We start from the raw sequence: 13,896 nt of genomic DNA on the forward strand, positions 1-13,896 counted from the left end.
GCCGTCAATTGCTATCCGGCATCGCGGTTGGTCAGCGTGATATGGCAGCAGCCGCTGCCGTGGCCGGGCGTCCAGGTGACATTGTCGAAACGCACGCCGGTCGCCTCGAACAGGCCACGGTCGAAGGCGCCGGCGATGCGGCAGAGCGTGGCGAGTTTTTCCTCGCCGACGCCGGCGTCGACCCAGGCGTCCTTGAGAGGGCAGCGTTTCACCTTGAAAGCGATGCGGTCGGGCCCTCGTTCGACATCGGTCGGATACATCCGGCCGTCATCCGGGCTGACCGACAGGAAAGCTTCGCCTATTGACCGCGCGTCGCTGGGACCGAATGCGGCGAAGGCGGCTGCGGCCACTTCCTTGCCGCGCTGCTCGATGGTCCGGGTCATTATCGCCTCGGCTCTTTCGGCGCCCAGCTCAGCGGTCAACTCATCCAGGAACAGGCGATAGAGGTCGGCCCGGTTGCGGAATGCGGAATCGAGTTCGCACGACAGTTTCTCGGCTCTGGCTTCGGGGTCGATCATGATGCTTCCTGCGTGGTTCTTCTGAGCTTTGGTGTGGCTGCCACGAGCGCCTTGCCGATAGCCGATCGCGGCGCATCGATGACGGCGCGGGCATCGCCGCTCTCAGCAATCCGCCCGCCGTCGAGAAGGATGACGCGATGGGCGACGGCCCTGACGACGCCGAGATCATGCGAAATAAAGAGATAGGCGATCCGTTCCTGGCGTTGCAGGTCGAGCAAAAGATCAAGGATCTGTCCGCGCACCGAGACATCGAGCGCCGACACCGCTTCGTCGAGCACGATCAGCGAGGGTTTCGTGGCCATGGCGCGGGCAATCGCCACCCGCTGCCGCTGGCCGCCCGAGATTTCGTGGATGGCGCGCGAGGCAAGCTGCGCCGTAAGGCCGACGCGCTCCAGCAGGGCGGCGATGCGGCGCGGGCGCTCGGAACGGGAGGCGACGCCGTGGATGCGCAAGGGATCGTCAAGCACGCGCGCCACCGTGGCGCGCGGGTTGAACGCGGCAAGCGGATCCTGGAACACCATCTGCAAGCGAGCGCGACGCGCACGCAAGCCGGCGCCGCCCAGAGCCAAGAAGTCATGGCCTTCGAACTCGATCCGGCCGGCATCCGGCTCGATCAGCCGCAACACCAGCCGCGCGATCGTCGACTTGCCGCTGCCGGAGAGTCCGGCCAGCGCCAGCGTCTCGCCGGGCCTGATTTCGAAAGAAACATCGTCGACCGCGGTAACCGTCTTGCCGCCACGGCGGTAATGCCTGGTAAGGTTGGAAACCGCCAGCACCGGGGCGCTCATGCGATCATACCGTGGTGCAGCGGTTCGGCGTCGAGGCCGATATGGGCGTCGAGCAGCGCGCGCGTGTAGGCTTCAGTTGGCGCACTGACGATCTCTTGCATGGCGCCAAGTTCGATCAATTCGCCATGCCGGAACACGGCAATGCGGTCCGCCAGCTCGGCGGCCAGCGCAATGTCGTGACTGATGAACAGCAGCGTCATGCCGTCTTCTGTCGCCAGCCGCCGGATCAGTGCGACGATCTCGGCCTGCACGATGGTGTCGAGCGCGCTGGTCGCCTCGTCGGCGATCAAAAGTCTCGGACCGGCTGCGATCGCGGCTGCAATAGCCACACGCTGCTTCTGGCCACCGGACAGCTGGTGCGGATAGGCGCGCAGGGCGGAGTCCGGGTCAGGCAGGCGGACGCGTTCGAGCAGGTCCTTCGCCTTGGCGTATGCCAGAGACCATGTGAGACCGAGGTGGGTGCGGGAGACTTCGGCGATCTGTTTGCCGACAGTCATGACAGGATCGAGGCTGGCGGACGGGTCCTGAAAGATGAAGCCGATATCGCGGCCGAGGAGGGGTGTGGCGCCTGGTTTGGAAGTGGTCTTTTGGACGCTGCGTTCTATGAGGGGCGCCTTGGCACCCAACCTCGACGGTCGCAAAACCCAATCGATACGTCCGTCAATCCTGGCGCTCGTCGGCAACAATCCCGCAATCGCCAAAGCCAGCGTGCTTTTGCCCGAGCCGCTTTCGCCGATGACGGCCAGCCGCTCGCCAGCCATGATGTCGAGGCTGATGTCTCTCAGCGCCACCACCTCGCCCTCGTCGCGGCGATAGGTCACCGCGAGGTGGTGGATCGAAGCCAGCGCGGTCACGACAGGCCTCTTCTGACCGCCGTGGTCTCGATGATGCCTTCGCCGGCGAGGTAAACACCGAGCACCGTCAGAACCAGTGCTATGCCGGGTACGATCGACAGGAAGGGCGCGGTGCGCAGCACCGCTCGGCCCTCTGCTATCATGCCGCCCCAGGTGACCCGATTGGGGTCGCCAAGGCCGAGGAAGGACAAAGCCGCCTCGGTGAGGATCGCCGCTGCCACGATCACCGAGGACAGCGCCAGCACCGGCGGCAAGGCATTGGGCAGTACCTCGCGAAAGGCGATTTCCAGCGGATGCATGCCGATGACGCGCGCGCCGGCGACGTAGTCGCGCTCACGGATCGACAGCACTTCCGCGCGGGCGACCCGCGCGGGCCCTGTCCAGGTGCCGAGCGCTATTGCCGCCACGACGACGCCGAGCGAAGGGCCGACCACGCTGACGAAGGCTAGCGCCAGCAGAAAGCCCGGCACGGTCTGGAAGGCATCGGTGACGCGCATCAGCACCTCGTCGGTCAGGCTGCCGGCAAAGCCGGCCAGCGTGCCAACCACAGCGCCAATCGCAAGAGCGGCAGCGGCGGCCGCCACGCCGACGGCCAGCGACGTGCGAGCACCATGGAAAAGCTCGGCCAGCACGTCACGGCCGAGGCGGTCCGTGCCGAGCGGCAGCGACCAGTCCTGGAAGGGCGGCAGCAGCGCCGGGCCGGCGATGGCTTGCGGGTCGCCCGGAAACAGCAGCGGCGCCGACAGCGCCATGGCGCACAATGCCGCCAGGAGGATGGCGCCGGCGACCGCCTCCGGCGTGCGCAGAAAGCGGCGAAGCGTGCTCATGTGCCGACCTCGCCGGCACCGACGCGCGGGTCGAGAAAGGCATAGGCGATATCGACGAGAAGATTGATGACGATGACCAGGACGGCGCTGACGAGAATGATGCCGAGCAGCAAGGGCGTGTCGCGCGCGGCCACCGCTTCCTGCGCCAGCCGACCGAGACCGGGCACAGCAAAAACACTCTCGATGACGACGCTGCCGCCCAGCATCTGCGCCGACTGCAGGCCGAGCATCGTGACCAATGGCAACAGCGCGTTGCGGGCGACATGGGCAAGCACGATGCGGGGGCGCGACAAGCCCCTGGCCCGGGCGGCCAGCACAAAATCCTGCCGCCAGACCTCGGCCATGCCGGCGCGCATCATCCGCAAATAGAGCGCCAGGTAGATGAAGCCGAGGGCGCAGACCGGCAGGACGAGATGGATGGCGATGTCGGCTGCGCGGTCGAGACCGGCCTTGCCGGACGCGATGGTCTCGATGCCGCCGATTGGCAGCCAGCGCAGGTCGACCGCGAAGACGACGATCAGCACCAGGCCAAGCCAGAAACCCGGCACCGCGTAGAGCGCCAGCGAACCGATGGAGAGAAAACGGTCGCGAAAACTGCCCGGCCTGGCGCCGGCATAGATGCCCAGCGCCGAGCCGAGGCCGAAGGAAAGCGCGGTGGCGCTGCCCATCAACCACAGCGTGGTCGGCAGGCGCTCGAGGATCACGTCGCGGATCGGCCGCGAAAAGGTGACGGACTGGCCGAGATCGAGATGCAGCAGCGCCCAAAGATAGTTGGCGAGCCGCGTCAGCTCCGACTGGTCGAGGCCCCAGCGATGGCGCAACAGCTCGATCATGCCGGCATCGCCGCCGGTCGAGACGATATAGGCATCGACCGCGTCGCCCGGGGCGGCTTCGAGCAACAGGAACGTGCCGACGACGACGATCAAAAGCACGAAGACGCTGCCGACGAGGCGGCGACGGAGGAGCGTGAGGGCGCGGTTCATGGCGGCGTCGAAGAGGTGGTGAGACGACTGAACAAAATGTCGCGCTTGAGCGCCCCCCTCTGTCCTGCCGGACAGAGGGGGGCCTCGTAGAACTCAACGCCTACGATGATTTCGCGAACGTTCATCCGCGAAATATTGTCACGATTCCAGATAGGTGTCCGCCCAGTTCGATACCGCCCAGCGCGGATTGTTGGCGATGTTGCCGACAGTGTCGCGGGCGACGCTGATGAAGCTCCATTCGGCGACGTTGATCAGCGGCAGGTCGGCGGCCACCTCTTTCTGGAATTCCTTGTAGAGGTCGGTGCGGGCCGATGTATCGAGCGTCTCGGACGCCTTGGCGATGAGCGCATCGAGCGCATCGTTCTTGTAGCCGCCCTGATTGGAGAACGGCACGCCGTCCGGAATGCCGCTCTGCACCAGGATGGTGGTGGAGATCGCCGGGTCGCCGCGGAACACCGGCGGGCCGACGGCGAGGTCGAAGGCGTGGTCGGTGTAGACGGCCTTGATGTGCGCGGCGGAATCGTTGTTGACGAGCTCGGCGTCGACGCCGATGGCGGCGAGCGCCTGGCGCAGATAGTCGCCAAACTGCTTGGTCTCGTTGAAATAGGGCGCCGGCAACAGTTTCAGTGAAAAACGCTTGCCGTCGGCGCCCTTCTTGTACCCGGCCTCTTCGAGCAGCGCATTGGCCTTGGCGACGTCGAAGGCATAGGTTGGCACATCGGCGGTATAGAACTGCGGATCGTTCTTCGGCACCGGCCCGGTGGCGGTGGCGGCATAGCCGAGGAACACCGTCTTGACGACGAAATCCTTGTCGATGGCATGCGCGATGGCCTGGCGCACCTTGAGGTCGGCGAGCTCCTTGCGGCGATGATTGATCTCGACGACGAGCTGGTAGGTCAGCCCCTCATAGCCTTTGGTGATCACTTTCAGGCCCGGCACTTTCGAGATGCGGTCAAGATCGGCCAGCGGCACGGCGGAGAAGGCGGCGAGCTGGATCTCTCCGGCCTCCAGCGCGCTCGCCGCCGAAGTGCGGTCGGGCAGCACCTGGTAGATGACCTCATCGAGATAGGGCTCGTCCTTGCCCCAATAATCCGTGTTCTTCGTCAGCCGGTAGTACTGGCCGGCCTTGTATTCGCCGAACTTGAACGGCCCGGTGCCGATAGGCGCGTTGTTGGCCGGGTTGTCCTCGATCTTGCCGACTTCGTAAATGTGCTTCGGCGCCACGCTGCTCAGCGCCGGCAGAGCGTTGCGGATCAGCTGGAAGGGCGTCGGCTTGGCGAATTTGAACACGGCGGTCAATTCGTCAGGTGTATCGACCGCGGCAAGATCCTTGAACACGGTGCGGCCGAGATTCTGCAGCGGCTTCCAGATCTGCAGCGCCGAGAAGGCGACGTCGGCCGAGGTGAACGGCTTGCCGTCATGCCATTTGACCCCTTCGCGCAGTTTGAAGGTCGCCGACAGCCCATCGGCGGCGCCTTCCCAACTGACCGCCAGGCGTGGTGCAAGCCCGTCCTTGCCGTCGAAGGACGCTTCGGCCAGTGTTTCGACGATCTTGCTGGAGATGAAGAAGACACCGTTGGAGGCGACGATGGCCGGGTTGAGGTTGCGCGGCTCGGAATCTGCGGCGAGCACCAGGCGTCCACCTTTCTTCGGCGTCTGCGCCCAACTCGGGGTCGGCATCGCGGTGGAGGCCAGAAGCATGGCAGAGCCGGCAAGCACCGTGCGGCGTGAAATCCTGAACTCCGACATCACCCTATTCCCCCTCTATCTCATATCCTTCCACGGAGACCCTTCGGGCGTTTCCATGCACGTTTGATTATGGGCCTTGCCGAGGGTTTCGCCAGAGACGGAATTGGCACATCGTGGCGTGGCTTTGAAATTTTTGTTCGCTGGACCAGTTATGGAACGGTGGTCGGTACACCTGGCCTGGTAAGACCAGATGATGCAATGCGCCTCACATTATCGGCATCAGCGACGGCCACTCAGTTTGGGCGACCTGTTTCTGGCTGGACCAGATACACCAAAATGGTGCAGATTTGGCCCCGAAGCCGGGAGATCGGGATCAGGCAGCCGGCAGTCCAGCCGACCGGCGCCTGAATTCAGGGAGAGAGACAATGAACATAGCTCCGGGCAAGAACGCCGTCGGCGACATCCCATTCGACCACGCCAGGGTCGATAGCCTGATGGAAGAGGCTGATATCGACGTCCTGCTCGCGACATCCAAGCACAACACCCAATATCTGCTCGGCGGCTACAAGTTCATCTTCTTCGCCGCCATGGATGCGATCGGCCACAGCCGCTATTTGCCTATCGTGATCTACGAAAAAGGCGGCCCGGAGCACGCCGCCTATATCGGCAACCGCATGGAGGGGGGCGAACACCAGAACCACCCGTTCTGGACGCCGACGCTGCATGCCGCCTGCTGGGGCACGCTCGATGCCGCCAATCTCGCCGTCGAGCATGTGCGCAAGATCGGCAAGGGCGACGCTCGCATCGGCATCGAGCCGGGTTTCCTGCCGTCGGACGCCTATGCCCTGATCCGCAAAGCGCTCCCCGACGCCAAGCTGATCGATGCCACCGACATGCTGGAGCGCATGCGCGCCATCAAGACCGAGGCCGAACTGGAGAAACTGCGTATCGCTTCCGAGCTGATCACCGATTCCATGCTGGCCACCATCCAATGGGCGCGCGAAGGCACGACCAAGAGCGAGATGATCGAACAGCTTCGGCGCGAGGAAACCAATCGCGGCGCGCATTTCGAATATTGCCTGCTGACGCTGGGCTCCAGCCACAACCGCGCCGCCTCGTCGCAGGCGTGGAAGAAGGGCGAAGTGCTGTCGATCGATTCCGGCGGCAATTATCATGGCTATATCGGCGACCTCTGCCGGATGGGCATTCTGGGCGAACCGGATGCCGAGCTGGTAGATCTCCTAGCCGAGGTCGAGGCGGTGCAGCAGGCGGCGTTCTCGAAGGTGAAGGCGGGTACGCTGGGCGGCGACATGATTTCCCATGCCGAAGGCGTGCTGAAAAAATCCAAGGTAGCGCCCTACACGGATTTCTTCGCTCACGGCATGGGCCTGATCACGCATGAGGCGCCGTTCCTGATGACCAACCATCCGGTGACCTATGAAGGCACCTACGCGGCCAAGCCGCTGGAGAGGAACATGGTGCTGTCGGTAGAGACGACCATGCTTCACCCGACGCGCGGCTTCATCAAGCTGGAGGATACGGTGGCGGTTACCGATACCGGCTATGTGATGTTCGGGGATCGGGGTCGGGGATGGAACCGAGGTGGCATGTAACCTGCCACGTTGCAAATGAGCGTGCCGGTCTCGATTGTCTCTAAAGCGCGTCGCGTCGAAACGAATTCATGCGCGGTGCTTTGTCGTTGCCGCTAAACAGAAATCACTTTTGCGCGACATGCATCAAACCATTCCTGTGCAGACGACTTCCAACCTTCCGTCGATCGTCTGGGTGCAGCATATGGTAAGCCCCTCGGATGCGGAGACGACGGCGCAATCGGATGTAAACGTTGACGCCCACGGACTGCCGGACTTGGCGTTGCGATGGAACCAGGAAAGTTGGCTCTGAAGCCCGGCCATGATCATAAGCAGGGCATTGATGTCACGTTGATCCGGCGAGGGCGGTGTAAAAGCGATCTTGACCAGCGGATGCTTGTGGTCTTTGCAGGTGACCGTCCGTACCTGCTCGACCGTCTGGATCAAGCTCAGCGGCACGGCTATCCAGGATTCGCAGGACAAATCGGTCGAAAAGAGAAGCGTTGACGGATCGGCGTCGTTGGCCTTGACAATACCGCCGACCGTCATGGCCGGGTTGCCGTCCGGCAGGCTGCCCGTTGCGAGCTTTTCCACGAATTCCTGGGGACTGAAACGCGTCATCGCACGATCATTCTCTCTCAAGGAGGCATGCTGGAACATAGCATATCGGAAGGGCGCCTCAAAGTCGCGAGCGAGGGGAATTCCCGGCCGGCAGCAACCTGAAATCCGGCAGTTCGCGCAATCCCAATTCCGGCCCTGCCGGTGAATAGACGACGAACAGCTGCATCGGCCCGTCGCCGGTGTTGAGCGTCGAGTGGAAGCGGCTCTCGGGCACGTAGATGGTGCAGCCGGGGCCCACCTTCTCGACCACCGGATTGCCTTGCTCGTCCTCGACCATCTGCTCGCCATGACCGGAGATGACGAAGATGATTTCCTCCGCGCCCGGATGGTTATGACGGGTATGGCCCTTGCCGGAGGGCAGGTCGACGACGCCGCCGGAAAAACGGGTCGCGCCGTTCACTTCCGGAGCGACGGTCAGCGACAATTTTCCCCAGTCGAACCCGAAAGCGCTGACATCCTTCGGATACACGAACATCTTGCTCTTGTCGGTCATTCTCATGATCCCTTCTTTTTCCTCGTGGTCGTCTTCAGGCCGCCAAGCGTGACGGCCTTGAAATCGGCGGTCTGCCGGGCGATCGCCGCTTCCGCCGGCAATCGCTCCATCGAGCTCGCGCCATAGAAGCCGTGCAGCCCCTTGCAGCGTTCGAGGATGTAGCGCGCGTCGTCCGGCATCGAGATCGGCCCACCATGGCAAAGCAGGATGACATCCTTGCGCACCGAACGGGCCGCTTCGGCGATCGCGTCGATGGCGACCACGCAATCGTCGAGCGACTTCGCAGAGGTGGCGCCGATCGAGCCCCCTGTCGTTACCCCCATATGAGCCACGACGATATCGGCGCCGGCCCTGGTCATGGCGCGCGCCTCGTCCGGGTTGAAGACATAGGGCGTGGTGAGAAGATCGAGCTTGCGGGCTTCGGCGATCATGTCGACCTCGAGCCCAAAACCCATGCCGGTCTCCTCGAAGCTCTGTCGCATGCTGCCGTCGAACAGGCCGATGGTGGGGAAATTCTGCACCCCGGAAAAACCCATCGTCTTCAGTTCGGAGAGCAGCAGCGGCATGATGACGAACGGATCGGTGCCGTTGACGCCGGCCAGCACCGGCGTTTTCCTGACCACCGGCAGCACCTCGTAGGCCATCTCCTTGACGATCTCATTGGCATTGCCATAGGCGAGCAGGCCCGCGGCCGAACCGCGACCGGCCATGCGGTAGCGGCCGGAATTATAGATGATGATGAGGTCGATGCCGCCGGCCTCTTCGGCCTTGGCCGAGAGGCCGGTGCCGGCGCCGCCGCCGACGATCGGCACGCCCTTGTCGATCATTCCCCTGAATTTCTTCAGTATGTCCTTGCGCGGTATTGCCGGCATGTCTTGGATCTCACTGTCTGGCGATTTCGAGGAAAGCCGCGACCGCGGCCTTGGCGAATCGGGGATCATTGATGTGCAGCGGCAGGCGCGTCAGCCGGCGCGTCGCGTTCGGCTTGATCGTGCGCTCGATGGCTTCGAACAGGGCGGCATCGGCTTGGGGGTCGAAGAAGGCGCCGCCTTCGATGTCGAGCGCGGAGACGCCTTTCTCCGGGATAAGGAAATGCACGGGCCCCTCGCAGCGGGCGAGCCTTGTGCCGATCCACTCGCCGATCTTGCGGCATTCCTGCGCCGTCGTGCGCATCAGCGTGACGTTCGGGTTGTGCTCGTAGAACAGCCGCCCGCGACAATGGTCCGGAATGGTCGAAGGCGCCCAGAAATTGACCATGTCGAGCGCGCCGACCGAGCCGACATAAGGCAGGCCGGTGCGGGCAACGGCACCGAAACGATCCTCCGTCGCCGGCAGCACGCCGCCGAACAGGAGATCGCAGACCTCCGTGGTGGTGATGTCGATGAGGCCGGATAGCAAGCCGCTGTCGGCCAGTTTCTCCATGCTGCGGCCGCCGGTACCGGTGGCGTGAAACACCATACAGTCATAGGTCGAACGGAGCTGATCGGCGATTGCCGTCACGCACGGCGTGGTGACCCCGAACATGGTGAGGCCGATCGACGGCTTGCCCTCGGGCGGCGGCGGCGGTCCGGCGGCCATGCCCGATATCGCCTGGGCCGCATTGTGCAGAACGACACGCGAGAGCTGGTTTAGCCCGGCCATGTCGGTCACCGATGGCATCATGATGATGTCCGAGATGTCGACATAGGGCGCGGTGTCGCCGGAAGCGAGCGTCGAAACCATGATCTTGGGCAGGCCGAGCGGCAGCGTGCGCATGCCTGCGCTGATGATCGACGTGCCGCCGCCGCCGCCGATGCCGATCATGGCAGCAACGTCGTTTCGCGATTGGGCAAAGCGAGCGAAGGCGATGCCCATGGCGGCGACCGCCGCGCCGCGGTCATTGCCGGCGAGCACCGCGTCTCGCCCGCCGGGATGGTGGCCTGCCACATCCTCAGCGGCAATGTCGACCGGCACGCTCGCGCCGCGCGTTCCGACGTCGACCCGGCAGACAGCGGCACCCGTGGCGGCGATCGCGTCGGCCAGGAAGGCGAGTTCCTCACCCTTGGTGTCCGCGGTGCCCACCACATAAATGCGTTTCATCGATGCCTCCCTCTGCCGGTCCAAGTCACCCAAAGGCTCAGTGCTCTACAGAGCGTCAACCTAGCCATTCCAAAAACGAGGAGGTCATTGCAATTTTTTGAGACGCGCGTATCATATTGACATGGATGTCTCACGTCAACACGCCGCAACAAGCGACGACACCGCCGGGGGACCCGAACGTGGACCACGCGCGCGCACGAAACGGCTGATGCTGGAGACGGCGACGAGGCTGATGCAGGCAGGCGCAACACCTTCGGTCAGCGAGGTTGCCGAGGCGGCGCAGGTGTCCCGCGCCACCGCCTATCGGTATTTTCCGAGCCAGGCGGCACTGGTGCAGGCAGTGGTCGACGAGGGGCTCGGGCCGATCCTCACCTGGAAATCCACTTCTGCCGATGCCGAGCGCCGCGTTGCCGAGCTCTTCGACACGGCCATGCCGCGCATCGAGGCTTTCGAGGCGACATTCAAGGCGGCATTGAAACTGTCGCTCGATCAGTGGGCGCGGCGCCAGGCCGGTACTTTGGGCGGCGAACCCGCCTTCAAGCGCGGCCACCGCGTCGAATTGCTTCAGGACGCGCTCGCTCCGCTCAAGGGCCGGCTGCCGCCGCGCGACCTCAAGCGGCTGGCGCAGGCGCTGTCGCTGATCTTCGGCGTCGAGGTGCTTATCGTGCTGAAGGACATCTGGGGACTGGACGGTCGCCGGACGATGTCCGTCGCCCAGTGGGCGGCGGTCGCCCTGGTGCGCGCGGCGATCGCAGAATCAGTGTCCGAAGCACAAGCGATCGAACCAACGAGGGTCACGAAATAGCAGGTATCTGGTTCTACCAGATTTGCATGCCGGCTGCCGATATTAACCGGAATGCTGAAGCATGAACAAGGCAGATGTCTATCAATGAGTAGGAAAATTTAGGAAAAACAGGCAGATAAGACTGGAATTCGAGACTTCGAGCTGTCACCATTGCTCAAGAAAGGGCTTGACGGAGCTTCAAAATTGGTAATACCAGATCAAAGGAGAAAAGCGGATCGAAAGTGAGGGCTGCGATCCATTTCCGGACGGGCGAGGAGGCTCCAAACCGGAAGGCGCGACCAAGGGAGGAACTACCAGGGCCGGCCCCGTTTGCCGGCTCGCTTGATACGGTAGAATGCGCACAAGGGAGGAAACATCATGCGCAAGATAGTGACCAGCTTGCTTGCTGGTATCGGCTTGACACTCGCCTGCGGAACATCCGTCTACGCCCAGGACAAATCGCTCACCATCTTCTGGGCAGAATGGGATCCGGCCAACTACCTCCAGGAACTCGGCAACGAGTACGAGAAGGAAACCGGCGTCAAGATCACGGTGGAAACCACGCCCTGGGCCGACTTCCAGACCAAGGCCTTCACCGAATTCAACGCCCATGGCGACGCCTACGACCTGGTCGTCGGCGACTCGCAGTGGCTGGGCGCCGGCTCGACCGGTGGCCACTATGTCGACCTCACGGACTTCTTCAACAAGCACAAGCTCGGCGAGGTGATGGCGCCGGCGACGGTGAAGTACTACGCCGAATATCCCGGGAATAGCGGCAAGTACTGGGCCATTCCGCTCGAAGGCGACGCCGTCGGCTGGTCCTATCGCAAGGACTGGTTCGAGGATCCCAAGGAGAAGGAAGCCTTCAAGGCCAAATACGGCTACGACCTCGACGTGCCGAAGGATTTCAAGGCGCTGCGCGACATCGCCGAATTCTTCCATCGGCCGGACCAGAAGAGATACGGCGTCGCCATCTACACCGACAATTCCTATGACGCGATGGCGATGGGCTTCGAGAACGTGCTGTTCTCCTATGGCGGCGAACTGGGTGATTATTCGACCTACAAGGTCGATGGTTTCATCAACTCCGACAAGGCCGTCGCGGCGCTCGACGCCTATAAGGAACTCTACAAGTTCACGCCTCCGGGCTGGGCCAAGTCGTTCTTCGTCGAGGACAACCAGGCGATCACCGAAAACCTGGCCGCGATGAGCATGAACTACTTCGCGTTCTTCCCCTCGCTGATCAACGAGGCGTCAAACCCGAACGCCAAGAACACCGGCTTCTTCGCTAATCCTCCCGGGCCGAACGGCGACCAGTTCGCCGCACTCGGCGGCCAGGGCATCTCCGTCGTCTCCTACTCGCAGAAGCAGGACGAGGCGATGAAGTTCCTCGAATGGTTCATCAAGGACGAGACCCAGAAGAAGTGGGCGGCACTCGGCGGCTACACCTGCAGCGCGGCCGTGCTCAAGTCGGAAGAGTTCCAGAATGCGACGCCCTACAACAAGGCCTTCTACGAGACCATGTTCAAGGTGAAGGATTTCTGGGCGGTGCCGGAATATGCCGAACTGCTCCAGCAGCTCAACCAGCGCGTCTATCCCTACATGATCGGCGGCGAAGGCACCGCCAAGGAAACGCTCGACGCACTGGCCGCCGACTGGAACGCGACCTTCAAGAAATACGGCCGCGGCCAATAATCGTTCATGTCCCACGGAGGGGGCGCTCATGCCTCCTCCGTTTCTTTTTCTTCAAGCGGGAGCAGGGTCTTGGCGACCACGATGATCACCACGCTGGACAGATCTTCACGCGCGGCCGCGCGTGGCCTTAGCGATATTTCGATCCGTAACCTTTTCATCATCCCGACGATCCTGTTCCTGATCGTCTTCAACATCTTTCCGCTGATCTACTCGCTCGGCTATTCCTTCACCGATTTCCGCGCCTCGACCAACGCGCCGGCGAATTTCGTCGGGTTGCAGAACTACCGCGACCTGCTCAGCGACCCCTATGTCTGGTCCAACTTCGCCATCACCGCCAAATACGTGATCATCTCGGTCGCCGGACAGTTGCTGGTCGGCTTCGGCGTGGCGATGCTGCTCAACCGCGATATCCCGCTGAAGGGCCTGCTGACGACGCTGCTGCTGCTGCCCATGATGCTATCGATGGCCGTCGTTGGCCTGTTCTGGAAACTGCTCTACGACCCGTCATGGGGCGTCATCAACTATGCGCTTGGGCTTGGCAATTTCGAGTGGCTGGCCGACCCCAAGATGGCACTCTACGCGGTGGCGCTGACCGACATCTGGATGTGGTCGCCCTTCGTCATGCTGCTGTCGCTGGCCGGCCTCTCGGCGGTGCCGAAGCACCTCTACGAAGCCGCCGCGATCGATCGCGCCGGTCCGTTCTACACCTTCTTCCGCATCACCTTGCCGCTGGTTGCGCCGATCCTGATGATCGCCGTCATCTTCCGCACCATGGAAGCGTTCAAGACCTTCGATCTGGCCTATATCCTGACCACCCAGCCGACGGCTGAACTGATCTCGATCCGGCTCTACAAGATGGCGTTCCAGGAATGGCAGACCGGGCGCTCCTGCGCGCTCGCCTACATCGTGCTGATCATGGTGCTGGCCATCACCAACATCTACGTCAAATATCTCAACAAAGTGAAGGAGCGCTGAG

Annotated in this window: 14 protein-coding genes; 4 read left to right on the forward strand and 10 right to left on the reverse strand. The window is 63.0% G+C overall.

The window, feature by feature from the left end; all coding sequences use genetic code 11:
- Positions 1-11: 11 nt before the first annotated feature.
- The 6 genes from LB533_RS15475 to LB533_RS15500 all read right to left on the reverse strand — a co-directional run bounded on the left by LB533_RS15475 (position 12) and on the right by LB533_RS15500 (position 5,719).
- Entirely contained in the window at positions 12-518 is a 507-nt protein-coding gene (locus tag LB533_RS15475; RefSeq protein ID WP_224677664.1) for an L-2-amino-thiazoline-4-carboxylic acid hydrolase, read from the reverse strand.
- Positions 515-1,306 carry an ATP-binding cassette domain-containing protein gene (locus LB533_RS15480; protein WP_224677665.1) on the reverse strand — a complete coding sequence of 264 codons (792 nt, stop codon included), beginning with the start codon at positions 1,304-1,306 and terminating at the stop codon, positions 515-517. The genes LB533_RS15475 and LB533_RS15480 overlap by 4 nt, the downstream gene beginning before the upstream one ends.
- Positions 1,303-2,160 carry an ABC transporter ATP-binding protein gene (locus tag LB533_RS15485; protein WP_224677666.1) on the reverse strand — a complete coding sequence of 286 codons (858 nt, stop codon included), beginning with the start codon at positions 2,158-2,160 and terminating at the stop codon, positions 1,303-1,305. Before LB533_RS15485 ends, LB533_RS15480 begins: the two co-directional genes overlap by 4 nt.
- Complete coding sequence (locus LB533_RS15490) at positions 2,157-2,987, reverse strand: ABC transporter permease (RefSeq protein WP_224677667.1); 831 nt, start codon at positions 2,985-2,987, stop codon at positions 2,157-2,159. The genes LB533_RS15485 and LB533_RS15490 overlap by 4 nt, the downstream gene beginning before the upstream one ends.
- A complete protein-coding gene (locus LB533_RS15495; protein ID WP_224677668.1) occupies positions 2,984-3,970 on the reverse strand; it encodes an ABC transporter permease in 987 nt (328 codons plus the stop codon). Before LB533_RS15495 ends, LB533_RS15490 begins: the two co-directional genes overlap by 4 nt.
- A gap of 138 nt (positions 3,971-4,108) precedes the next feature.
- Positions 4,109-5,719 (reverse strand): ABC transporter substrate-binding protein, encoded by a 1,611-nt coding sequence (locus tag LB533_RS15500; protein ID WP_224677669.1) that lies wholly within the window; start codon positions 5,717-5,719, stop codon positions 4,109-4,111.
- Positions 5,720-6,084: 365 nt separating this feature from the next.
- On the opposite strand from LB533_RS15500, the gene LB533_RS15505 reads away from it, so the two are divergent.
- A complete protein-coding gene (locus tag LB533_RS15505; RefSeq protein ID WP_224677670.1) occupies positions 6,085-7,272 on the forward strand; it encodes a M24 family metallopeptidase in 1,188 nt (395 codons plus the stop codon).
- Between the two features lie 123 nt (positions 7,273-7,395).
- Here LB533_RS15505 and LB533_RS15510 read toward each other — a convergent pair whose 3' ends face one another.
- From LB533_RS15510 to LB533_RS15525, 4 genes are read right to left on the reverse strand one after another with little or no spacing between them, the layout of a single operon-like run.
- Complete coding sequence (locus tag LB533_RS15510; RefSeq protein WP_224677671.1) at positions 7,396-7,908, reverse strand: hypothetical protein; 513 nt, start codon at positions 7,906-7,908, stop codon at positions 7,396-7,398.
- A gap of 19 nt (positions 7,909-7,927) precedes the next feature.
- Positions 7,928-8,362, reverse strand: a complete 435-nt coding sequence (locus LB533_RS15515) for a cupin domain-containing protein (RefSeq protein WP_224677672.1) — start codon at positions 8,360-8,362, stop codon at positions 7,928-7,930.
- 2 nt (positions 8,363-8,364) lie between these two features.
- Complete coding sequence (locus LB533_RS15520) at positions 8,365-9,234, reverse strand: phosphoenolpyruvate hydrolase family protein (protein WP_224677673.1); 870 nt, start codon at positions 9,232-9,234, stop codon at positions 8,365-8,367.
- 10 nt (positions 9,235-9,244) lie between these two features.
- A complete protein-coding gene (locus LB533_RS15525) occupies positions 9,245-10,441 on the reverse strand; it encodes a Tm-1-like ATP-binding domain-containing protein (protein WP_224677674.1) in 1,197 nt (398 codons plus the stop codon).
- A gap of 121 nt (positions 10,442-10,562) precedes the next feature.
- On the opposite strand from LB533_RS15525, the gene LB533_RS15530 reads away from it, so the two are divergent.
- From LB533_RS15530 to LB533_RS15540, 3 genes are all read left to right on the forward strand, one after another.
- A complete protein-coding gene (locus tag LB533_RS15530) occupies positions 10,563-11,246 on the forward strand; it encodes a TetR/AcrR family transcriptional regulator (protein WP_224677675.1) in 684 nt (227 codons plus the stop codon).
- Positions 11,247-11,603: 357 nt separating this feature from the next.
- Entirely contained in the window at positions 11,604-12,920 is a 1,317-nt protein-coding gene (locus tag LB533_RS15535; RefSeq protein WP_224677676.1) for an ABC transporter substrate-binding protein, read from the forward strand.
- A 69-nt stretch (positions 12,921-12,989) separates the two neighbouring features.
- The gene (locus LB533_RS15540) at positions 12,990-13,895 is read left to right on the forward strand and encodes a carbohydrate ABC transporter permease (RefSeq protein ID WP_140500408.1); all 906 of its coding nucleotides are present in this window, start codon (positions 12,990-12,992) and stop codon (positions 13,893-13,895) included.
- Position 13,896: the final 1 nt, after the last annotated feature.

Source organism: Mesorhizobium sp. BR1-1-13, from assembly GCF_020165515.1.
Lineage (GTDB): Bacteria > Pseudomonadota > Alphaproteobacteria > Rhizobiales > Rhizobiaceae > Mesorhizobium.